Consider the following 21,946-nt stretch of genomic DNA (forward strand, 5'->3'; position numbering starts at 1 on the left):
TCCAACGAACTGTAACGCCATGAAAGCAAGGGTTCCTACACCCTGTCACCACTCCCGCAGTGACAACGAAAAGACTATCCCTGCAACCCACCGCCCACCAGTTCACGCAATCCGCCGCGACTCGAAGGAAATCTCCGAGGCCATTGCCCCGAAATGTCATTCCAGCTCTGCCAGCAAATACGCCAGCAACGCCGATTGCGAAGAATCTTCCGACATCGAAAGCTGAAAAAACTGCCCCACCTTGCAACGCAGAACGGCCTCGGGAAAAGCTTCATATATCGCTGGGCCTTCTTCGCTCAACCACTGCAACGCATTGGCCGTGCGAACAGCATTGCCCTCCTGCGCCAGCACCGATTCCGGCACCCGCCACCACGGAAAGACCATACCCGAAGTCTGCGCCGCGCCACCGATGTGCAGCGCCTGGCCGTTGATCAGGGCGCGACTGACCACAGGGAACAGTTGCCGTGCATCCACCTCATCGGCCTGCAGAATCGGCAACAGGAAGCGCCCGTCCCAAAAGCGAAAGAACACCGATTTGCCGTTCGGCATCAGCACTTGAGTCAGGCTGCGGAAATGTTCGAAAAGCACCTCCAGACTTGCCGAAGAAACCACCAGCCAACCCCAATCACGCGACTCGGTGTTGGCGACCCAACGCAAAAACTCACTGTCAGCATTGACGATTCCCACGCAAGGCATCACAGCATCCCACTCGGCATAGATCGTGTCAGTCCATAAAGGAGTCGCCGCATCGAGCCAGGCCCCGGGCGGTCTGGCTGCGCTGGCATGGCTGAAGACCGCAAATAATTGCTCGCCGGCCTGCAACGGCGCGTGCGCCAGCCAATCGGCCGGTGACAGCAAATCAGGCTGCACAGACACCGTCCTTGCAGCGCTCACACTCCTCACAGAATGGCGCGTCGCCCTTGAAGCTCATGATTTGCGCGGCGGTCAGCGCTGCAGCCGGCGCGGCGGCGAGTTTTTCCGGCGACCCCGGCACGACCGGCGCGGCGCTCAGCGCTACCATCGGCGCGCCACCAACCACGATCGGCACGCTGCTGAAAATCCCCCGGGACCGATGTTGATCCACTGCCCGCCTGCCTGAATCGTCGCACTCGCGCCGCCGTCGATGACCACTTGCTGGCCGGCGCTGACGTGGAATTGCCCGCTGGCGCTGATCGCCTGATTACTCACACGAACATGACGGTCGCCGGTCACGCTCAGATGATCGTCCTGCTTCACTTCGGTCTGGCGCTGGCCGTGGGTGATGCGCTGTTCATCAGCCTTCAACTCATGCCGCGCGGTGCCGGTGACGACGATGCTGCGCTGGTTATCAACCTGCACCTGTTGATCGTTCAACACATGCTGCGTCCAGTTACGCTGGGCGCGCAGATAGATTTCCTCAGCGCCTTTCTTATCCTCGATGCGCAGTTCGTTGTAGCCGCCACCGCCGGGGCTGCTCTGACTGCGGAAAATGCTACGAGTCTTGTCGGCCGGCAAATCCAGCGGCACCGGCGTCGCCGCGTTGGGTAGACAACCCACGATCAAAGGTTTGTCGGCGTCGGCATCAATGAAACCGACCAGCACTTCCATGCCGACTCGCGGAATCAACACACTGCCGTAACGATCATGGGCCCAACCGCTGGCAACGCGCAGCCAGCAACTGGAATGCTCATTCAATTCACCGTCGCGATCCCAGGCCAGTTGCACCTTGACCCGGCCATACTCGTCGCAGTGGATTTCCGTGTCTTTCGGCCCGGTGACAACCGCCGGTTGATAGCCGAGCATCCGCGGCTTGTCCGGCCCCAACGGCGGGCGGAAGAACACGTCCCACGGCGTGGCGAGAAAAGTATTACGGTAACCCTGGAAGCCTTCGCCATCGCTTGTCACCGACTCCTCCAGCACTTGCGGCTGGCGGCCATGGTGTTCAACGACGGTCAGCAGCCACAGGTCATTCCAGTCGTGGCGCGGATGCTCGCTCAGTTGCAGGAAATGTCCGCAAACCAACGCGGATTCATCGCTGATACCTTCGGCCTGACGGTAATCGGCGACATGGCGTTCAAGTGCTCGCTGGGCGAGATGCTTGCCGGTTTCCCGATCATTGAATTGACCGGGAAAGTGATAGTCCTCGAGCACCGGGCGCTGCTCGCCGTCGATACGACTTTGCAGGTGCAGGCGGGGCTTTTCGAAGTTGTAGTCGCGCCGGGTAACCACGCTGGTGCGGGTTTCCACACGAACGTTGAAACGCTGAACCGCCGGGGCGCCGGCAGACATGCCACTGCCCGGCAGATAAAGGGTCGGCGTGGCCAGTTTGGGAAACACCGTCTGATCATCACCGAACACCAATACGTGCGCGTCGGGGCCGTGTTGAAAGTGGTAATGAATACCCACCTCGGCACATAACCGCTGGATAAATGCCAAATCGCTTTCGGCGTATTGCACACAGTACTCACGAACCGGGTATTCGCTGCCTAACCGAAACTCGAACGCACCACGAAGGATCGCGTGATCCTTAAGCACCTGCGCAACAATTTGCGGCACGCTCTGATGCTGGAAAATTCGCTGATTGATGCGGTGTCCCAGATACGTCAGACGCGGGACGAGGCTCAGGTGATAGCGCGTCAGACGATTCCCGGAATCGCCCTGCCTGACCTGATAAATCTGACCGTGAACGCCGGAACCGTCCGCATCAAAGCTCAGAAACGCCTGACAGTGCAGCAGGCTCTCAAGATCCAGATCCGGTCGCTCACTGACCAGTTCCAGCTCGAAACGAAAGGGTTGGCTGATGGCTTCCTTGCCCGTGAACTCAAGGACTTTGAACTCATGCCGGGCGCCTTCGAGGGTCAACGTGAAACGCGGTTGATTGGCAGGCGCGAACATCCGATGTCTCTCTGCTGTTTGAGGGCGGGCGATTCTGCATGAGGGGCAAGGGGTGTTGGACGGGTGACGAGAAAATCAGATTTGCCCTACTTCTATTGTCGAAAAACCTCTGAAAATTGGCACATCCGACTACAGACAAACCCGAACAAACACCACAAAACCCTGTGGGAGCTGGCTTGCCAGCGATGAGGTCAGCACATTCAACTTATTCATTGACTGACACACCGCCATCGCTGGCAAGCCAGCTCCCACAGGGTTCTTCAATGCATGTGAGAAATCACAGCCAATAAAAAACGGCCCGTCTCCTTTCGGATACGGGCCGTTCGATGTGAGCCGAAGCTCAGCGCCTTACTTGTTCAGATGGAAATCCTTTTCCGCTGCCTGGAAGCGTTCGACCATGCCGCGAGTCGGCTCGCCGGCCTTGCTGACAAAGTAGATCGCCAGGCTGGCGAAGATGAAGCCCGGGATGATTTCGTACAGACCCAGCAGTTCGAAATGCTTCCACACCACCACGGTGACGGCACCGACGATGATGCCGGCCAGTGCGCCGTTGCGGGTCATGTCTTTCCAGATCACGGAAATCAGCACCACCGGACCGAACGCGGCACCGAAACCGGCCCAGGCGTAGGACACCAGGCCCAGTACGCGGTTTTCCGGGTTGGCGGCCAGCGCGATGGCGATCAACGCAACCAGCAAGACCATGGCGCGACCGACCCAGACCAGTTCGACCTGGGAGGCGGATTTACGCAGGAAGGTTTTGTAGAAGTCTTCGGTCAGGGCGCTCGAGCACACCAGCAACTGGCAGCTCAGGGTGCTCATCACCGCCGCCAGAATCGCCGACAGCAGGACACCGGCCACCCACGGGTTGAACAGGATCTTGGCCAGTTCGATGAACACGCGCTCAGGGTTTTCGGTGACCGCGCCCGCCACTTCCGGGTGCGCCGAGAAGTAAGCGATACCGAAGAAGCCCACCGCCACGGTGCCGCCCAGGCACAGGATCATCCAGGTCATGGAAATGCGACGCGCCTTGGCGATCGATTTCACCGAGTCCGCGGCCATGAAGCGCGCAAGGATGTGCGGCTGACCAAAGTAGCCCAGACCCCAGCCCATCAGCGAGATGATGCCGATGAAAGTGGTGCCTTTAAGCATGTCGAAGTTGCTCGGGTCCTTGGCTTCGATCGCCAGGAACGTGGTGTCGACGCCGCCGGTGGCCAGCAGGACGATGATCGGCGTAAGGATCAACGCGAAGATCATCAGCGTGGCTTGTACGGTGTCGGTCCAGCTCACCGCGAGGAAACCGCCGATGAAGGTATAGGCAATCGTTGCCGCCGCACCGGCCCACAGCGCCGTTTCGTAGGACATGCCGAAAGTGCTTTCGAACAGACGGGCACCGGCCACAATGCCGGAAGCGCAGTAGATGGTGAAGAACACCAGAATCACGATCGCCGAGATGATCCGCAACAGGCCGCTCTTGTCTTCGAAACGGCTGGCGAAGTAATCCGGCAAGGTCAGGGCGTCGCCGTTGTGCTCGGTCTGCACGCGCAGACGGCCGGCAACGAACAGCCAGTTCAGGTAGGCACCGATGACCAGACCGATGGCGATCCAGCTTTCGGACAGCCCGGACATGTAGATGGCGCCCGGCAGGCCCATCAGCAACCAGCCGCTCATGTCGGAGGCACCGGCAGACAGCGCAGTGACGACACTGCCGAGGCTGCGACCACCGAGAATATAGTCAGAAAGGTTGTTGGTGGAGCGATAGGCCATCAAGCCGATCAGCACCATTGCTGCGATGTAGATCACGAACGTGATCAGGGTTGGATTGCTTACGCTCATTGAGTTACGCCCTGGCTTTGTTTTTATGTAGCGGCGGTGATGAACCGCACGCAAACGACGACGTTTGGCAGACGATCCGGGATCCCGCGCATTTATGACTGATGTTTCCCCAGGAAAGCCATCAGCCGGTACACCGGATCAGATCCGGTTGCACCTTGGGCGCGAATGCTATGCAACAAATCAAATGAGGTGCAACCAATTTCATGAGAATAAGTTGCACCCAGTCGGAATTACCGACAATCGCCGTGTTTTTGCTCCCTTTTGTAGCAGTCATGGCCCTTTGCTAGAAGCAAAAGCACCAAGCAGGAGCAGTAGTTTCGTCGCGGAATTTATTTCCTGACGAGTTGCGGTTTTTTCCGACAAAAAAGGGTTGCACCCGGTTGCACCTCATTCGGCGCACGGCTAATCTTGCCGCCAGCTGATGCCACGCAACTGTGGCAACCATGAGGATAAAAATATGGCTACCACCACCCTTGGGGTCAAACTCGACGACCCGACCCGCGAACGCCTGAAGGCTGCCGCAACCTCGATCGATCGCACGCCGCACTGGCTGATCAAGCAGGCAATTTTCAATTACCTGGAAAAACTCGAGGGTGGTGCAACCCTGACCGAGCTGAACGGTTTGACCGCCAAGGACGCCGACGACGCCGGTGAAGTCCATACCGATCACGCTCACCAATGCTTCCTCGAATTCGCCGAAAGCATCCTGCCGCAATCGGTGCTGCGCGCCTCGATCACTGCTGCTTACCGTCGCCCTGAGCCAGAAGTGGTGCCGATGCTGATCGAGCAGGCACGTCTACCGGCAGCGATGGCCGAAGCCACCAACAAGCTTGCCGCAACCATCGCGGAAAAATTGCGTAACCAGAAAAGTGCTGGCGGCCGCGCGGGCATTGTTCAGGGTCTGCTGCAGGAATTTTCCCTGTCGTCCCAGGAAGGCGTGGCACTGATGTGCCTGGCCGAAGCGCTGTTGCGTATCCCGGACAAGGGCACTCGCGATGCACTGATCCGCGACAAGATCAGCACCGGCAACTGGCAGCCGCACCTGGGCAACAGCCCGTCGCTGTTCGTCAACGCCGCAACCTGGGGCCTGCTGCTGACCGGCAAACTGGTCTCGACGCACAACGAAGCCGGCCTGACGTCGTCGCTGAGCCGCATCATCGGCAAGAGCGGCGAGCCGATGATCCGCAAGGGCGTCGACATGGCCATGCGCCTGATGGGCGAGCAGTTCGTCACCGGCGAAACCATCGCCGAAGCCTTGGCGAATGCGAGCAAGTTCGAAGCCAAGGGTTTCCGTTATTCCTACGACATGCTCGGTGAAGCGGCGCTGACCGAACACGATGCGCAGAAGTACCTGGCGTCGTACGAACAAGCTATTCATTCGATCGGCAAAGCCTCCCACGGCCGTGGGATTTATGAAGGCCCGGGCATCTCCATCAAGCTGTCGGCACTGCACCCGCGTTATAGCCGTGCGCAGTACGAGCGCGTGATGGACGAGCTGTACCCGCGCCTGCTGTCGCTGACCCTGCTGGCCAAGCAATACGACATCGGCCTGAACATCGACGCCGAAGAAGCCGACCGTCTCGAACTGTCGCTGGATCTGCTTGAGCGCCTGTGCTTCGAGCCGCAACTGACTGGCTGGAACGGCATCGGTTTCGTCATCCAGGCTTACCAGAAGCGCTGCCCGTACGTGATCGACTATGTGATCGATCTGGCTCGCCGCAGCCGTCACCGCCTGATGATTCGTCTGGTGAAGGGCGCGTACTGGGACAGCGAAATCAAGCGCGCCCAGGTTGAAGGTCTGGAAGGTTATCCGGTCTACACCCGCAAGGTGTACACCGACGTTTCCTACATTGCTTGCGCACGCAAACTGCTGTCGGTGCCGGAAGCCATCTACCCGCAGTTCGCTACGCACAACGCCCACACCCTGTCGGCGATTTACCACATCGCCGGTCAGAACTATTACCCCGGCCAGTACGAATTCCAGTGCCTGCACGGCATGGGCGAACCGCTCTACGAGCAGGTTGTCGGCAAAGTTGCCGAAGGCAAGCTGAACCGTCCGTGCCGCGTGTACGCGCCGGTCGGCACACACGAAACCCTGCTGGCGTATCTGGTGCGTCGCTTGCTGGAAAACGGCGCGAACACCTCGTTCGTCAACCGCATCGCCGACCAGTCGATTTCGATCCAGGAACTGGTCGCCGATCCGGTGGCGCAGATCGAGCAGATGGCGACCGTGGAAGGTGGTTTCGGTCTGCCGCACCCGCGCATTCCGCTGCCACGTGACCTGTACGGTGCCGAGCGCGCCAACTCCAGCGGCATCGACATGGCCAACGAACATCGTCTGGCGTCGCTGTCCTGCGCCTTGCTGGCAACTGCCCACAACGACTGGAAAGCCGCGCCGATGCTCGGCTGCGCGACGAGCAACGAAACGCCGGCCGCGGTGCTGAACCCGTCGGATCATCGCGATGTGGTCGGTCACGTTCAGGAAGCCACCGTCGAAGACGTCGACAACGCCATCCAATGCGCGCTCAACGCCGCGCCGATCTGGCAGGCCACGCCGCCGGCCGAACGCGCGGCGATTCTGGAACGTGCCGCTGATTTGATGGAAGGCGAGATCCAGCCGCTGATGGGCTTGCTGGCTCGCGAAGCCGGCAAGACCTACGCCAACGCCATCGCCGAAGTCCGCGAAGCGGTCGACTTCCTGCGTTATTACGCGGTGCAGGCACGCAACGATTTCAGCAACGACGCCCACCGCCCATTGGGCCCTGTGGTGTGCATCAGCCCGTGGAACTTCCCGCTGGCAATCTTCAGTGGTCAAGTCGCTGCGGCGCTGGCTGCCGGTAACCCGGTACTGGCCAAACCGGCCGAACAGACTCCGCTGGTGGCCGCTCAGGCCGTGCGCCTGCTGCTCGAAGCCGGTATTCCAGAGGGCGTGCTGCAACTGCTGCCCGGTCGCGGTGAAACCGTCGGCGCCGGCCTGGTGGGTGATGAGCGCGTCAAAGGCGTGATGTTCACCGGCTCGACCGAAGTGGCCCGTCTGCTGCAACGCAACATTGCCGGTCGTCTTGACAGCCAGGGCCGTCCAATCCCGCTGATCGCCGAAACCGGCGGCCAGAACGCAATGATCGTCGACTCCTCGGCGCTGACCGAACAAGTGGTAATCGACGTGGTGTCGTCGGCCTTCGATAGCGCCGGTCAGCGTTGCTCGGCGCTGCGAGTCCTGTGCCTGCAGGAAGATTCCGCCGATCGCGTCATCGAAATGCTCAAAGGGGCCATGGCGGAAAGCCGTCTGGGCAACCCTGAGCGTCTGTCCGTGGACATCGGCCCGGTGATCGACGCCGAAGCCAAGGCTGGCATCGACAAGCACATCCAGGCCATGCGCGACAAAGGTCGCACCGTATATCAAGTGGCGATCGCCGACAGCGAAGAAGTCAAACGCGGCACCTTCGTCATGCCGACCCTGATCGAGCTGGAAAGCTTCGACGAATTGCAGCGCGAGATCTTCGGGCCAGTGCTGCACGTGGTGCGCTACAAGCGCAAAGAGCTGGATCAACTGATAGGCCAGATCAACGCATCCGGTTACGGCCTGACGCTGGGTGTGCACACGCGCATCGACGAAACCATCGCCAAGGTGATCGACAACGTCAACGCCGGTAACGTCTACGTCAACCGCAACATCGTCGGTGCCGTGGTCGGCGTGCAGCCATTCGGCGGCGAAGGCCTGTCGGGAACGGGTCCGAAAGCCGGTGGCCCGCTGTACCTGTACCGTCTGCTGTCGACACGTCCTACCGACGCCATCGAACAATCCTTCGCTCGCGGTGATGCCGTCGTAGCGCCGGACGTTCGCTTGCGCGACGCCATGAGCAAACCGCTGACCGCGCTGAAAGCCTGGGCCGAAAGCAATCAGTACGCCGACCTGAGCACTCTGTGCGTGCAGTACGCTGCGCAATCGCAGAGCGGCATCACCCGCGTACTGGCCGGCCCGACCGGCGAGCGCAACAGCTATGCCATCCTGCCGCGTGAGCATGTGCTGTGCCTGGCGGAAGTCGAAGGCGATCTGCTGACGCAGCTGGCCGCGGTACTGGCAGTGGGCGGTTCGGCGGTGTGGCCAGAGTCCGACATCAGCAAGGCCTTGTTCGCACGCCTGCCGAAGGAGATTCAGGCGCGGATCAAACTGGTTTCCGACTGGAACAAGGACGACGTGGTATTCGATGCGGTTCTGCATCACGGCCACTCCGACCAGTTGCGCGGCGTCTGCCAGCAGATCGCCAAGCGTGCCGGTGCGATTGTCGGGGTTCAGGGCTTGTCCCAGGGCGAGACCAACATTGCGCTGGAGCGTCTGGTGATCGAGCGCGCGTTGAGTGTTAACACGGCTGCTGCCGGAGGCAATGCCAGTCTGATGACAATAGGTTAAGCAGCAGCGGCAAGCTATAAGCTGCAAGCTGTAAGTAGAAGCAAACTGCTCTTACTTGCAGCTTGAAGCTTGTGGCTTGTGCCGCCCCATCACCCTTATCTATCTTCCTTCCCCATTTTTATGGGCCTACCTAGACTGCGGCATACTTTCTTTAAGGTAAGCCACCATGTCCGAGACGCTGCTCAGTTCCCGCAATCTGGCTTTCGAGCTGTACGAAGTCCTCGATGCCGAGGGCCTGACCCGGCGTGAGCGCTTTGCCGAGCACAACCGTGAAACCTTCGACGCCGCCATCGGTACCGCGCGCAGCATCGCCGAGAAGTACTTCGCCCCGCATAACCGCAAGGGCGACGAGAACGAGCCGCGCTATGAAGACGGCAAGGCGATTCTGATTCCCGAAGTCAAACCGGCGGTGGATGCCTTCCTTGAAGCCGGATTCCTCAACGCCGCGAGAAGTTTCGAGGCTGGCGGCATGCAGCTGCCTACCCTGCTGTCACAAGCGTGCTTCGCACACTTCCAGTCGGCCAACGCGGCGTCGACCTCGTACCCGTTTCTGACCATGGGTGCGGCGAACCTGATCGAAAGCTTTGGCACCGAGGAGCAGAAACAGCGCTTCCTGCAGCCAATGATCGACGGGCGCTTCTTCGGCACCATGGCCCTGACCGAGCCGCACGCCGGTTCGTCGCTGTCGGATATTCGTACACGCGCCGAGCCTGCATCCGACGGCACTTATCGCCTCAAGGGCAACAAGATCTTCATTTCCGGCGGCGACCATCCGCTGTCGGAAAACATCGTACACATGGTCCTCGCCAAGCTGCCGGACGCCCCACCGGGGGTTAAAGGCATCTCGCTGTTTATCGTGCCGAAGTTTCTGGTCAACGACGACCGCAGCCTCGGCCAGCGCAATGACGTGCTGCTGGCCGGGCTGTTTCACAAGATGGGCTGGCGGGGCACCACATCCACGGCGTTGAACTTCGGCGATAACGGCGAGTGTGTCGGCTATCTGGTGGGCAAGCCGCATCACGGCTTGAGCTACATGTTCCAGATGATGAACGAGGCGCGTATCGGCGTCGGCATGGGCGCGGTGATGCTCGGTTACGCCGGCTATTTGTATTCGCTGGAATACGCCCGCGAACGGCCACAAGGCCGGGTGCCGGACAGCAAGGACCCGACCACCGCACCGGTGGCGATCATTCAGCACGCGGATGTCAGACGCATGCTGCTGACGCAAAAGTCCTACGTCGAAGGTGCCTTTGACCTCGGCCTCTACGCGGCGCGCCTGTTCGATGACACCACCACGCTGGAAACCGAAGCCGAGCGTAAACAGGCCCATGAGTTGCTGGATCTGCTCACGCCGATCGTCAAATCCTGGCCCTCGGAGTTCTGTCTGAAGGCCAACGAATTGGCGATTCAGATTCTCGGCGGCCACGGTTACACCCGGGAATACCCGGTTGAGCAGTATTACCGCGACAACCGTTTGAACCCGATTCACGAAGGCACTCACGGCATTCAGTCGCTTGACCTGCTCGGGCGCAAACTGGCGCAGAACGGCGGTGCAGGCTTGAAACAACTGATCCGCCTGATCGCCACGACCGCCGAACGGGCAACCGCGCATGAATCGTTGACCGCGCTGCGTGTGCCGCTGGAAAAACTCGTGGCCCGCCTGCAAACCGTGACCCTCGGTTTGCTCAGCGATCTGGCGCAGGGCAAGGTCAACAGCAGTCTGGCGAACTCGGCGCTGTACCTGAAGGTGTTCGGGCATACGGTGATTGGCTGGCGCTGGCTGGAGCAGGCGATTCGCGCCGAAGAAGGGTTGGCCAGAAGCAACGCGGCGGACGTCGACTTCTACAAAGGCAAGTTGCAGGCGGCGCGGTATTTCCTGACGTGGGAAGTGCCGGGTTGCCAGCATGAGCTGGACTTGCTCGAGGCGCGGGATGATACGTGTCTGGGGATGCGGGAGGCGTGGTTCTGATTCAAGCGCCTGCGCTCGGACAAAACACGTTTTCGGGCTTTGCACACCTGTCATGTTTGACAGGTGTGCAAATGGGTCCCGCGCAGTAGGCTGGTTTGGCCAGACATGTAGTTTGAACTTTGCCCGGCAAACTCGGACTTCACGTCCTCTTCTTACCCTGGAAAGAGCAAGCCACATGGACAACCAGACTGCCGATCAAACCATCAAACTTGCCGGACTGGTAACAGAGGACTATTGCGTCCTTGCCTCGATTTCGCAATTTGGAATGCGAAACGGCACGGTGTGGACTAACAAGGACTCCTCGGTTTCAACTGTCATCAGCAAAAACCACCATCGTCTTTCTGATGAGCGATCGCTGATCAGCATCACGACAGCGCCGGATAACTCAATACCGGCTGTCGAGACAACGGCAACAGCAATGTTTGAGATCATTACGGCGGAGGACCGCTATGAGACGGTCAATCGCGTCGCTTACAAGGATTACACCTTCATCAGCGCCAGTCAGTGGCGAGCAGTGGTATATGGCGGCGCAGACTCAGAGCTGCTAATTGATCCGTACGTCAATCTAACCGCAGAAGAGTTCGTTTTTTCAGCACGGGTCAATGACGTTGTCAAAGATCCATCTGCTGAGCGTGTCACCGAAAAGCGTTATATCAAGAAGGGTGCAAATCTTTATCAAGCCATGGTTGTCACTCCGCGTTCGAGCTATCTCAGCACTACGGATTTCAACAGCGACGATATGTTTAGAACAGTCGCAGCGGGTGATACTTATCACGAGGGCCAGCAAGTGTGGACTGTCCGGGAGAAGCGGGTGTTTTATCTGGAGACCATTGGCGGCATCGATTTTTATGGACGAGAAATTCTGCTTTTCTGAAGTGAAATGCAAGTGAATCGGACGCGCCTTTGAGGCGCGTCGACTCTCCACGAAAGCCAGAGTTAACTCAGCTCAAACGAAATCCACCCATCTGCCGCGCCAGATCATCGGCCAGCGTCTGCAGCATGCGGCAATCCTCCCGACACGCGCGAACCTCCCCCGCCGTCGCTCGGGCCAGATCGGAAATCCCCTGCACGTTGCGATTGATCTCTTCGGTTACCGCCGACTGTTCTTCGGTTGCCGTCGCCACCTGGTGGTTCATGTCGCTGATGCGCTCGACCTGTCCGGTAATTGCCGTCAACGACGCGCCGGTGCGCTGGCTCGACTCAACCCCGGTGCCGGTCGCTGCCTGCCCGGTGCGCATCGACGACACGGCGTTTTCCGCGCCTTGCTTGAGGCTGCCGATCATTTGTTGAATTTCGTCCGTCGAGGCCTGGGTGCGACGCGCCAGAGTGCGCACTTCATCGGCCACCACCGCAAAGCCACGGCCCATATCCCCAGCGCGCGCGGCTTCGATTGCGGCATTGAGCGCCAGCAGATTGGTTTGTTCAGACACACCACGAATCACCGCCAGCACCGAGTCGATGGACGCGACCTGCTGCGCCAGCTCACCGACCGCGCCCGCCGCCACGCCGATCTCGTCGGACATGCTTTCAATATGCCGAATCGAGCCGCCGACCACTTCCCGCGCCTGCAAAGCTTCGTCGCGGGCGGCTTGCGAGGCGAACGCGGCGTTGCCGGCGTTCTGCGCGATTTCTTGCACGGTCAGGCCCATTTCGTGGACTGCCGTGGCGACCATATCAGTCATTTCCTGCTGACGGCCGGAGCGCTCGGCGGTGTTTTCCACTACTTTCGCCACTTGGCCCACGGCCGTGCGCAGGTTCTTGCTGGTGGTCAGCACTTCGCCGATCATCGCGCGCTGACTGTCGAGGAAGCGGTTGAAGCCGCGCGCAAGGTCACCCAGTTCATCGGCGCGGCTAGAATCTAACCGCTGGGTCAAATCTCCACCACCGCTACCGATTGCTACCAGCGCCGCTGTTACCTGACGAATCGGCCGCACCAGCCCTCGCGCCAGCCAAACGATCAATGCGAGGCAGACCAACGCCACCAGCAGACCGATACCGCCGCTCATCCACATGGCTTTACGCGCTTCTGCGTAGATCTGTGACTGCGGCACTTCGGCCACCAGCGTCCAGCCGAGATCGCGCAGCGGCAGGCTGAACGCGAGGAAGTCTTCGCCGTCACGCTGGAAGCTGCTGTTGACCGCATTCTTATGGCCCAGCAGCGCTTGCGCTGCATCGGTGCCGATCTGCTCGCTCAAGGTGCGCTTGCCGCTGAACTGCGCCTCGGGATGCACCTGAATCAAACCGTCGGAACGCACGAGATAGACCTTGCCGCGCTCGCCGAAGCTGAAATTGTGAATCAGCTCCGACAGCTCTTTCATGCTCAGCCCGAGGCCGGCGACGCCGACCACTTTGCCGGCCTGCACGACCTTCAGATCGATGAACAATGCCAGCTCACCGGTCGCGCCATCGTTATCGATATTCAGAGTGCGCGGCTGATCGCTGTCGAGAAAGGCATAGAACCAGGCATCCGCCGGCTTGTCCCGGCTGAGGGTGCGATCCAGGCCTTTTTCGGTGATGTAGTGATTGCTTTCGGTGCCGATGATCAAAGCAGTAAAAGCTTTGTGTTCGGCGCGGATGCCTTCCAGGTATTGCGCGAAGCCCGCGAGTTTGCCGCTGTCTTCGCCTGCCGCGAGCCAGTCGCGGACCATGGAATTGCTGGCGATGTCCTTGGCCGCCGTCAGCGGTTGCACGAGGATGCGTTCGATATCGTTGCGCGTCGCTTCAATGCTCGACGGCAGCGCTTGCTCGACCAGATAGGACTGGGCGAGGCGATTGACCACCAGGGTATAAATGCCAACCACGATCAGAATGCTGAGCAACAGGGCTGCGCCCATGCCGAGAATCAGCTGCCATTGGATACTGCGTCGCCACCACTGCATGGAGCACCCCCAAAGAATAAGTGGCTGAAACACTGCAACAGCCGTGCCGATTGTATACAGCGCAATCGACAATCTATTCTTTGGTTGTGCCCAACAGCCTCAACCCTGATTGATGGTCTTGGCGATGGTGTCGACCGTGGCGCTGACTTGCTCTTGATAACGGTCGAGTTCTTCCTGGTGCTGCTTCTTCATTTCAATCTGCTGCGAGCACAGATTCATCGCCGCCAGCACCAGCAAGCGGTCTCCGATCAGGGTCGGGTATTTGCGCTTGGTGTCTTCCAGCGTGGCCTTGAGCATCATGGCCGCGTCCAGCAGGGTCTGTTCTTCCCCGGCCGGTGCCTTGATCGAATAGTCCTCCCCGAGAATCGAGATGACTTTTACCCCTGCTGTGCCGTGGTTCATGCGCTGACAGGGCCGGCGTTGACGCGATCAACCAGTGCCTGGATGCGGGCAGCGGTGGCGCCGTGTTTTTCTTCCTGCTCCATCAGGTTCAGTTGCAGGCTTTCATTTTCATCCTTGGCCTGGGCCAGTTCCGTGGACAGGGTCTGGTTGGTCTGCGCGAGGGTCTGGTTCTGTTGCACCAGGTCGCTGACGAGCTGTTCCAATTGGCTGAGGGATGCTTCCAACATTTTGATCTTCCAAGCGTTTTTCAAAGGGCGCGTACGATAAAGAAAAGTCACCACGGATGCCAGGGTTAAACCGGCGCAAAGCCTTGATTTTCCTGGCGGGGGACCGTTCCCGCGAGTTTAAAAGACTGTGATCTGCCGATCTGGTTCCTGCACTTCGTCGCCCCGCCCCCGCTGCGACAAATACGCACACCACCTCAAGACTTTAGTCGTATGACCGATAAGTCAGCCATACAGCAGCTCAACCCGCATGGATGCGGCCCTTTTCGGTATCCGTCCATGTCCCTTCGCAATATGAATATCGCCCCCCGGGCGTTCACCGGTTTCGCCCTGATCGGCGGCCTGATGTTGATTCTCGGCGTCTTCGCCTTGAATCAGATGAGCAAGATCCGCTCGGCGGGCGAAGACATCGCCAACACCAGCGTGCCGTCGATCAAGGCGCTGGATGAATTCACCCAGCTGACCCTGCGCTTGCGCGTGCTGTCGTATCGCCTGCTGATCAACCGCGAAGCGGACGTGCAGCAGAAAACCATCGAACTGTTCGACATGCGCAACCGCCAGATCACCGAGGCGCAACGTGCTTACGAGCCGCTGATTTCCAGCCCGGAAGAACGCTCGGCATACGATCAGTATGTGCAGTTGCTGGGACAATACCGCCAGCTCGAAGAGCGGATGAAAACCCTGTCGCGCAACAATCAGATCGACGCATTGCAGCAACTGCTCAACACCGACCTGTTGGCCAACTCGGAAGCGGTTAATACCGCGCTGGCACGCTTGCTGGACATCAATACCCAGCAGATCGCCGACATCGATCAGGGCGCCAAGGACCAATATTCCATGTCCTTCAATCTGGTCGTGACCCTGTTGCTGATCGCCTCCGGCCTGACAATGCTGTTCGCCTGGTTGCTGACCGTGAGCATCACCAAGCCGATCGCCAAGGCACTCGACGCGGCGGAAACCATCGCCGAAGGCAACCTGACCCAGCCGATCCAGGTCGATGGCAGCGATGAGGCCGGGCGTCTGCTCGCGGCCATGGCGAAGATGCAAGCGAAACTGCGCGACACCCTGCAGCGCATTTCCGGCTCGGCCACCCAGCTTGCCTCTGCCGCCGAAGAGCTGAACAGCGTCACCGACGAAAGCGCCCGTGGCCTGACTCAACAGAACAACGAAATCGAACAGGCGGCCACCGCGGTCAACGAGATGACCAGCGCCGTAGAAGAAGTTGCGCGCAACGCCGTCAGCACTTCGGAAGCCTCGAAGAATGCCACCACTTCGGCTGGCGACGGTCGCGATCTGGTGCAGGAAACCGTCAGCGCCATCGAACGCATGAGCGCTGATGTGCAGAGCACGGCGTCGTTGATTGGCGATCTGGCCAATGAGTCTCGCGATATCGGCAAGGTGCTCGACGTGATTCGTGGTCTGGCGGATCAGACCAACCTGCTGGCATTGAACGCGGCGATTGAAGCGGCCCGTGCCGGTGAGGCCGGACGCGGTTTTGCGGTAGTCGCCGATGAAGTTCGCGCACTGGCTCATCGCACGCAGCAGTCGACCAGCGAGATCGAGCGGATGATCGGCAGCATCCAGAGTGGCACCGAACACGCCGTCGACTCGATGCGCAACAGCACCGAGCGCGCCGAATCGACGCTGAACATCGCCCGCGGTGCCGGCATGTCGCTGGACACCATCAACAGCGCCATCGTCGAAATCAACGAGCGCAACCTGGTGATCGCCAGCGCCGCCGAAGAGCAGGCGCAAGTAGCGCGCGAGGTTGATCGCAATCTGGTCAACATTCGTGATCTGTCGGTGCAATCGGCGACCGGGGCGAATCAGACCAGCGCGGCGAGCAATGAGTTGTCGCGACTGGCGCTGGATCTGAACAACATGGTTGGGCGGTTCAGCCTCTAAGGTCAAAAGCTTACCCCCTCACCCCAGCCCTCTCCCCAGGGGGCGAGGGGAAAGGGAGCCGATTGGGGGCCTTTCAAATTTCGCGTTCGACTCTGGATTATCCGGTCGGCGTGATGCGCATAAACACCGCGGTCAGTCCCCTCTCCCTCCGGGAGAGGGCTAGGTGAGGGCAGCGGTCGCCCGCCGAGCGCAGATCCGGATGCCTCGCTGAAAAAGCTTTTTGACAGCATCACATTTCAACAGGTTAGAATCGCTGGCACGCAGACTGCATGGTCAGTTTGTGCCTGTCTTTACGCTTCTGGAGTACTGCCTTTGAATGCGACGACCATCAACAGCCTGTTCTTGATCGGCGCGTTGCTGGTAGGCGCAAGTATTCTGGTCAGCTCGCTTTCCTCGCGCCTCGGCATTCCGATTCTGGTGATCATCCTCGCGGTCGGCATGGCCGCCGGGGTCGATGGCGGTGGGATCATTTTCGATAACTATCCGACGGCCTATCTGGTCGGCAACCTCGCGCTGGCGGTGATCCTCCTCGACGGCGGTTTGCGCACGCGGGTGTCGAGTTTCCGCGTGGCCTTATGGCCAGCCCTGTCGCTGGCCACCGTCGGCGTGCTGATCACCACCGGGCTCACCGGCATGGCCGCGGCGTGGTTGTTCGACCTGAACCTGATTCAGGGCCTGCTGATCGGCGCCATCGTCGGCTCGACTGACGCCGCAGCGGTGTTTTCGCTGCTCGGTGGCAAGGGCCTCAACGAACGGGTCACCGCCACGCTGGAAATCGAATCCGGCAGCAACGACCCGATGGCGGTGTTTCTCACCGTCACCCTGATCGACATGCTCGCCAGCGGCCAGACCGGCCTGCACTGGAGCCTGCTGACCCACCTGATCCGCGAATTCGGCATCGGCGGGGTGATCGGCCTCGGCGGCGGCTGGGTGATGTTGCAACTGGTCAACCGGATCAACCTGGCGACCGGTCTGTATCCGATTCTGATGATCGCCGGCGGGCTGGTGGTGTTCGCCTTGACCAACGCTCTGCACGGCAGCGGCTTCCTCGCCGTTTACCTGTGCGGTCTGGTGATTGGCAACCGGCCGGTGCGCAGCCGTCATGGCATTCTGCACATGCTCGATGGCATGGCGTGGCTGGCACAGATCGGCATGTTCCTGGTGCTGGGGCTGCTGGTCACCCCGCACGATCTGCTGCCGATCGCCGTGCCAGCGCTGGGTCTGGCGCTGTGGATGATTCTGTTTGCGCGGCCACTGTCGGTGATGGTCGGCCTGCTGCCGTTCAAGGCTTTCCATGGCCGCGAAAAAGCCTTTATTTCCTGGGTCGGCCTGCGTGGCGCGGTGCCAATCATTCTCGCGGTGTTCCCGCTGATGGCCGGGCTGCCGAATGCGCAGCTGTATTTCAATCTGGCGTTCTTCATCGTGCTGGTGTCGCTGCTGCTGCAAGGCACGAGCCTGCCGTGGGTGGCGAAACTGCTGAAAGTAACGGTACCGCCGGAGCCGGCGCCGATTTCCCGCTCGGCGCTGGAGGTGCATGTCACCAGCGAGTGGGAGCTGTTCGTCTATAAGCTCGGCGCTGAGAAATGGTGCATCGGTTCGCCCCTGCGCGAGCTGAAAATGCCCGAAGGCACACGCATCGCCGCCCTGTTTCGCGGTCAGCAACTGCTCCATCCGTCGGGTAGTACGGTGCTGGAAGTCGATGATTTGCTGTGTGTTATCGGCCATGAACACAACCTCGGCGCCCTCGGAAAACTGTTCAGTCAGGCGCCGCAGCGCGGCCTCGATCTGCGCTTTTTCGGCGACTTCGTGCTCGAAGGAGACGCCCAGCTTAAAGCGGTTGCTGCACTTTATGGCTTGCCGGCCGATGGCATCGATCCGGACATGACCCTGGGCGCCTTCATTGCGCAGAAAGTCGGCGGTGCCCCCGTCGTCGGTGACCAGGTGGAGTGGAACAACACCCACTGGACCGTGGCAGTCATGGACGGGAACAAGATCGGCAAAGTGGGCGTCAGATTCCCCGAAGGAAGTCGCCCGGGCCCCGGGCTCTTCCTCTAAACTGCGTCCACTCTCACTTGCTTGACCGGTCTCTATGCCTACCCTGCGCTCCTTTTTTGCCATGGCCCTGCTGGGCCTGAGTCTCACCGTCGGCCCGTTGTACGCCGCCGAACCACCGTCCAGCGATGCCGTGCAGGCAAGCCTCGACAAGCTGGCCGACAGCAAACTGCCGGATGCCGATAAAAAGACCTTGCAGGGCGTGCTGCAAAGTACCCTCACGCAACTGACCAATCGGCGGGATTACGAGCAGAAACTGGTCGATCTCAAGCAGCAACTGGCCAGCGCCCCCAGGCAGACCATCGAAAACACCCGCGAGCTGGCACGCCTGAAGGCCACTGCCGTGGTGCCAGTGGCGCAGCGTTTCGCCAAGGAGTCGATTCCGCAACTGGAGCAGATCCTTACCGAGCGTTCGACCCAGCAAAGCGACTTGCAAAAGGCCCTTGCCGACGCCAACAGCCTGATCATCACCGCGCAGACTCGCCCCGAGCGTGCCCAGGCGGAAATCTCCGCCAGCCAGACGCGTATTCAGCAGATCAACAACATCCTCAAATCCGGCAAGGACGCGGGTAAAACCGTCAGCGCCGAACAGCGCGACCAGTTGAATGCCGAACTCGCAGCGCTCAATGCCTTAATTCCGCTGCGCCGTCAGGAACTGGCCGGCAACAGCCAGTTGCAGGATCTGGGCAACGCTCAACATGACCTGCTCTCGGAGAAGTCCGATCGCCTCGACCGCGAAATTCAGGAACTGCAAACCCTGATCAACCAGAAGCGTCTGGCGCAGTCGCAGGAAACCGTGACGCAGCAGTCGATCGAAGCGCAGAAGGCCGGTGGCAGCAGCCTGCTCGCCAGTGAAAGTACAGCCAACCTCAAACTCTCCGACTATCTGCTCAAAAGCACCGACCGCCTCAACGAAGTCACCCAGCAGAACCTGCAGACCAAACAGCAACTCGACAGCCTGACCCAAAGCGACTCGGCCCTTGATGAGCAGATCAACGTGCTCAAGGGCAGCCTGCTGCTGTCGAAGATTCTCTATAAGCAGAAACAGGCCCTGCCGCACCTCAAGGTCGATCGCGACCTGGCCGATCAGATCGCCGATATTCGCCTGTATCAATTCGAAGTCAGCCAGCAGCGCGAATTGCTCAGCAACCCGGCGACCTACGTCGACAACCTGCTGGCCACGCAACCGCCGGAACAGGTCACCCCGCAACTGCGCAAAAGCCTGCTGGATCTGGCCAACACCCGCGCTGATCTGCTCGAACGGCTGAACCGCGAGTTGAGCGCCGTGCTCAACGAGTCGATCACCCTGCAGCTCAACCAGAAGCAATTGCTCAGCACCGCGCAGAGCCTGCGCGCGACCCTCGATGAACAGATGTTCTGGATCCCCAGCAACAAACCGCTGGACGTCGAATGGATGCGCGGCGTGCCGGAACGTCTGGAGCGTCAGGTCAACACCCTGCCGTGGGCATCGAGCCTGAGTGAGCTGGTCGACGGCCTGACCCAGCGGCCGCTGCTGTTCCTGCCGCTGGCGCTGCTGATTGGCGCGTTGCTGTGGCGGCGCAAGAATCTTTATGCGCGGCTGAACAAGGTCCATCAGGACATCGGTCACTTCAAACGCGACAGTCAGTGGCATACGCCGCAGGCGATCCTGATCAACATTCTGCTGGCGATGCCGGTGGCGCTGGGTCTGGCGCTGTGCGGGCTGGCCTTGCAAATCGACGCCCGCGGGCAGAACGCCAATATGGGCGCGGCACTGCTGCAAATGGGTCAGGCGTGGCTGGTGTTCTACACCGCCTACCGGATTCTCGCGCCGGGCGGCGTGGCTGAATTGCACTTCCGCTGGGAAAAACCGCAGGTCGAATTTCTCCAAGGCTGGATCCGTCGCCTCGGTCTGGTGGTGATGGCGCTGGTGACCATCGTGGCCGTCGCCGAACTGCAACCGGCCGCACTGGCCGATGATGTGCTTGGCATGCCGGTGGTGCTGACCTGCTACGCCCTGATGGCGTGGCTGCTCAGCCGCTTGCTGATCGCCAGCCCGACCCACGAAAACACTTCGCTGTTCCGCAAAGCTGTTGGCGTGCTGTTCACCCTGCTGCCGATCGCCCTGTTTGTCGCGGTGTGCTTCGGCTACTACTACACCGCGCTGAAACTCAGCGACCGGCTGATCAACACCCTGTACCTGCTGATGTTCTGGCTGGTGATCGAGGCCACATTCGTCCGCGGTCTGAGCGTTGCCGCACGGCGTCTGGCTTACCAACGCGCGCTGGCCAAACGACAGGCGGCGAAAGAGGCTGGCGACGGCGAAGCGGTGATCGAAGAACCGACGCTGGACATCGAAAAGGTCAACGAACAGTCCCTGCGCCTGATCCGTCTGGCCCTGCTCGGCGGCTTCATCGCCGCGCTGTACTGGGTCTGGTCGGACCTGATTTCGGTGTTTTCGTACCTCGACAACATCACCCTCTACGAATACACCAGCGGCACCGGCGCCAACATGAGCATGGTGCCGATCAGCATCGGCGACATGCTCGGCGCGCTGATCATCATCGGCATCACCTTCGCCCTGGCGCGCAACCTGCCCGGACTGCTTGAAGTGTTTGTATTGTCCAAGCTCGATCTGGCCCAGGGCAGCGCCTACGCAACAACGACCCTGTTGTCGTATGTGATTGCCGGCGTCGGCTTCGTTTCGACCCTGTCGACCCTTGGTGTGAGCTGGGACAAGTTGCAATGGCTGGTGGCGGCGCTGTCGGTCGGCCTCGGCTTCGGCATGCAGGAGATCTTCGCCAACTTCATCTCCGGCATCATGATCCTCTTCGAACGTCCGGTGCGGATCGGCGACACCATCACCATCGGCAACCTGTCAGGCACGGTGAGCAAGATCCGCATCCGCGCCACGACCATCACCGACTTCGACCGCAAGGACATCATTGTCCCGAACAAAACGTTCATCACCGGCCAGTTGATCAACTGGTCGCTGACCGACACCATCACCCGCGTCACCCTCAAACTCGGCGTGGACTACGGCTCGGACCTGGATCTGGTCAAGGAACTGCTGCTCAAGGCCGCCCGCGAAAACCCGCGCGTGCTCAAGGAACCGGAGCCGCACGTGTACTTCCTCAATTTCGGCGAAAGCACCCTTGATCACGAGTTGCGCATGCATGTGCGCGACCTCGGCGACCGCAACCCGGTGCTTGATGAGGTCAACCGCTTCATCAACCGCGAGTTCAAGAAGCAGCACATCAACATCTCGTTCCGGCAAATGGAGATTTATCTGAAAAATCTTCACGGTCAGGAATACAAGATGGTGCCGGTGGAGCCGGAGAACAAAACCATCGCGCCGGTCGTCGATGCGGAGAAACCGTTGCCGGAACCGCCGCCGAGCAAACTCGACTAACCGCTA

10 protein-coding genes and 4 pseudogenes are annotated in these 21,946 nt (G+C 60.2%); 7 read left to right on the plus strand and 7 right to left on the minus strand.

Annotated features, from left to right (window positions below; translation table 11 throughout):
* Nucleotides 1–156: 156 nt before the first annotated feature.
* From M0746_RS23355 to putP, 3 genes and pseudogenes are all read right to left on the minus strand, one after another.
* Nucleotides 157–870, minus strand: a complete 714-nt coding sequence (locus tag M0746_RS23355; protein ID WP_258450740.1) for a DUF4123 domain-containing protein — start codon at nt 868–870, stop codon at nt 157–159.
* A pseudogene (locus M0746_RS23360) lies at nt 860–2,874 on the minus strand (type VI secretion system Vgr family protein). The gene M0746_RS23355 and the pseudogene M0746_RS23360 overlap by 11 nt, the downstream one beginning before the upstream one ends.
* A gap of 348 nt (nt 2,875–3,222) precedes the next feature.
* Nucleotides 3,223–4,707, minus strand: coding sequence for a sodium/proline symporter PutP (gene putP / locus M0746_RS23365; protein ID WP_258450741.1), 1,485 nt, complete (start codon nt 4,705–4,707; stop codon nt 3,223–3,225).
* A 457-nt stretch (nt 4,708–5,164) separates the two neighbouring features.
* Between putP and putA the strand changes: the two genes are divergently transcribed.
* From putA to M0746_RS23380, 3 genes are all read left to right on the plus strand, one after another.
* Nucleotides 5,165–9,118 (plus strand): trifunctional transcriptional regulator/proline dehydrogenase/L-glutamate gamma-semialdehyde dehydrogenase, encoded by a 3,954-nt coding sequence (gene putA, locus M0746_RS23370; protein ID WP_258450742.1) that lies wholly within the window; start codon nt 5,165–5,167, stop codon nt 9,116–9,118.
* 166 nt (nt 9,119–9,284) lie between these two features.
* Complete coding sequence (locus M0746_RS23375) at nt 9,285–11,087, plus strand: acyl-CoA dehydrogenase (protein ID WP_258450743.1); 1,803 nt, start codon at nt 9,285–9,287, stop codon at nt 11,085–11,087.
* Between the two features lie 175 nt (nt 11,088–11,262).
* A complete protein-coding gene (locus M0746_RS23380; protein ID WP_208939025.1) occupies nt 11,263–11,961 on the plus strand; it encodes a hypothetical protein in 699 nt (232 codons plus the stop codon).
* Between the two features lie 67 nt (nt 11,962–12,028).
* Here the strand turns inward: M0746_RS23380 and M0746_RS29600 are convergent, their stop codons facing one another.
* The 4 genes and pseudogenes from M0746_RS29600 to M0746_RS23395 all read right to left on the minus strand — a co-directional run bounded on the left by M0746_RS29600 (nt 12,029) and on the right by M0746_RS23395 (nt 14,595).
* Nucleotides 12,029–12,874 carry a methyl-accepting chemotaxis protein gene (locus M0746_RS29600; RefSeq protein WP_446731308.1) on the minus strand — a complete coding sequence of 282 codons (846 nt, stop codon included), beginning with the start codon at nt 12,872–12,874 and terminating at the stop codon, nt 12,029–12,031.
* 21 nt (nt 12,875–12,895) lie between these two features.
* Nucleotides 12,896–13,966, minus strand: a pseudogene (locus M0746_RS29605) (HAMP domain-containing protein); the annotation flags it as partial.
* 99 nt (nt 13,967–14,065) lie between these two features.
* Nucleotides 14,066–14,368, minus strand: coding sequence for a cell division protein ZapA (locus M0746_RS23390; RefSeq protein ID WP_186619599.1), 303 nt, complete (start codon nt 14,366–14,368; stop codon nt 14,066–14,068).
* Nucleotides 14,365–14,595 carry a hypothetical protein gene (locus M0746_RS23395; protein ID WP_007909525.1) on the minus strand — a complete coding sequence of 77 codons (231 nt, stop codon included), beginning with the start codon at nt 14,593–14,595 and terminating at the stop codon, nt 14,365–14,367. The genes M0746_RS23390 and M0746_RS23395 overlap by 4 nt, the downstream gene beginning before the upstream one ends.
* Nucleotides 14,596–14,937: 342 nt before the next feature.
* Between M0746_RS23395 and M0746_RS29610 the strand changes: the two are divergent.
* The 4 genes and pseudogenes from M0746_RS29610 to mscK form a co-directional block, all read left to right on the plus strand.
* Nucleotides 14,938–15,594 (plus strand): annotated as a pseudogene (locus M0746_RS29610) (MCP four helix bundle domain-containing protein); the annotation flags it as partial.
* Between the two features lie 303 nt (nt 15,595–15,897).
* A pseudogene (locus tag M0746_RS29615) lies at nt 15,898–16,497 on the plus strand (methyl-accepting chemotaxis protein); the annotation flags it as partial.
* Nucleotides 16,498–16,809: 312 nt separating this feature from the next.
* Nucleotides 16,810–18,552 (plus strand): potassium/proton antiporter, encoded by a 1,743-nt coding sequence (locus M0746_RS23405; RefSeq protein WP_258450746.1) that lies wholly within the window; start codon nt 16,810–16,812, stop codon nt 18,550–18,552.
* A gap of 34 nt (nt 18,553–18,586) precedes the next feature.
* Nucleotides 18,587–21,940 (plus strand): mechanosensitive channel MscK, encoded by a 3,354-nt coding sequence (gene mscK / locus M0746_RS23410; RefSeq protein WP_258450747.1) that lies wholly within the window; start codon nt 18,587–18,589, stop codon nt 21,938–21,940.
* Nucleotides 21,941–21,946 lie beyond the last annotated feature (6 nt).

It is taken from the genome of Pseudomonas sp. S11P7 (assembly GCF_023195435.1).
GTDB classification, from domain to species: Bacteria; Pseudomonadota; Gammaproteobacteria; order Pseudomonadales; family Pseudomonadaceae; genus Aquipseudomonas; species Aquipseudomonas fluorescens_G.

Coding starts and splice junctions, on each gene's coding strand:
- putP (WP_258450741.1), bottom strand. CDS start 4,707: ATGAGCGTAAGCAATCCAACCCTGATCACGTTCGTGATCTACATCGCA.
- putA (WP_258450742.1), top strand. CDS start 5,165: ATGGCTACCACCACCCTTGGGGTCAAACTCGACGACCCGACCCGCGAA.
- M0746_RS23375 (WP_258450743.1), top strand. CDS start 9,285: ATGTCCGAGACGCTGCTCAGTTCCCGCAATCTGGCTTTCGAGCTGTAC.
- M0746_RS23380 (WP_208939025.1), top strand. CDS start 11,263: ATGGACAACCAGACTGCCGATCAAACCATCAAACTTGCCGGACTGGTA.
- M0746_RS29600 (WP_446731308.1), bottom strand. CDS start 12,874: ATGATCGGCGAAGTGCTGACCACCAGCAAGAACCTGCGCACGGCCGTG.
- M0746_RS23390 (WP_186619599.1), bottom strand. CDS start 14,368: ATGAACCACGGCACAGCAGGGGTAAAAGTCATCTCGATTCTCGGGGAG.
- M0746_RS23395 (WP_007909525.1), bottom strand. CDS start 14,595: ATGTTGGAAGCATCCCTCAGCCAATTGGAACAGCTCGTCAGCGACCTG.
- mscK (WP_258450747.1), top strand. CDS start 18,587: ATGCCTACCCTGCGCTCCTTTTTTGCCATGGCCCTGCTGGGCCTGAGT.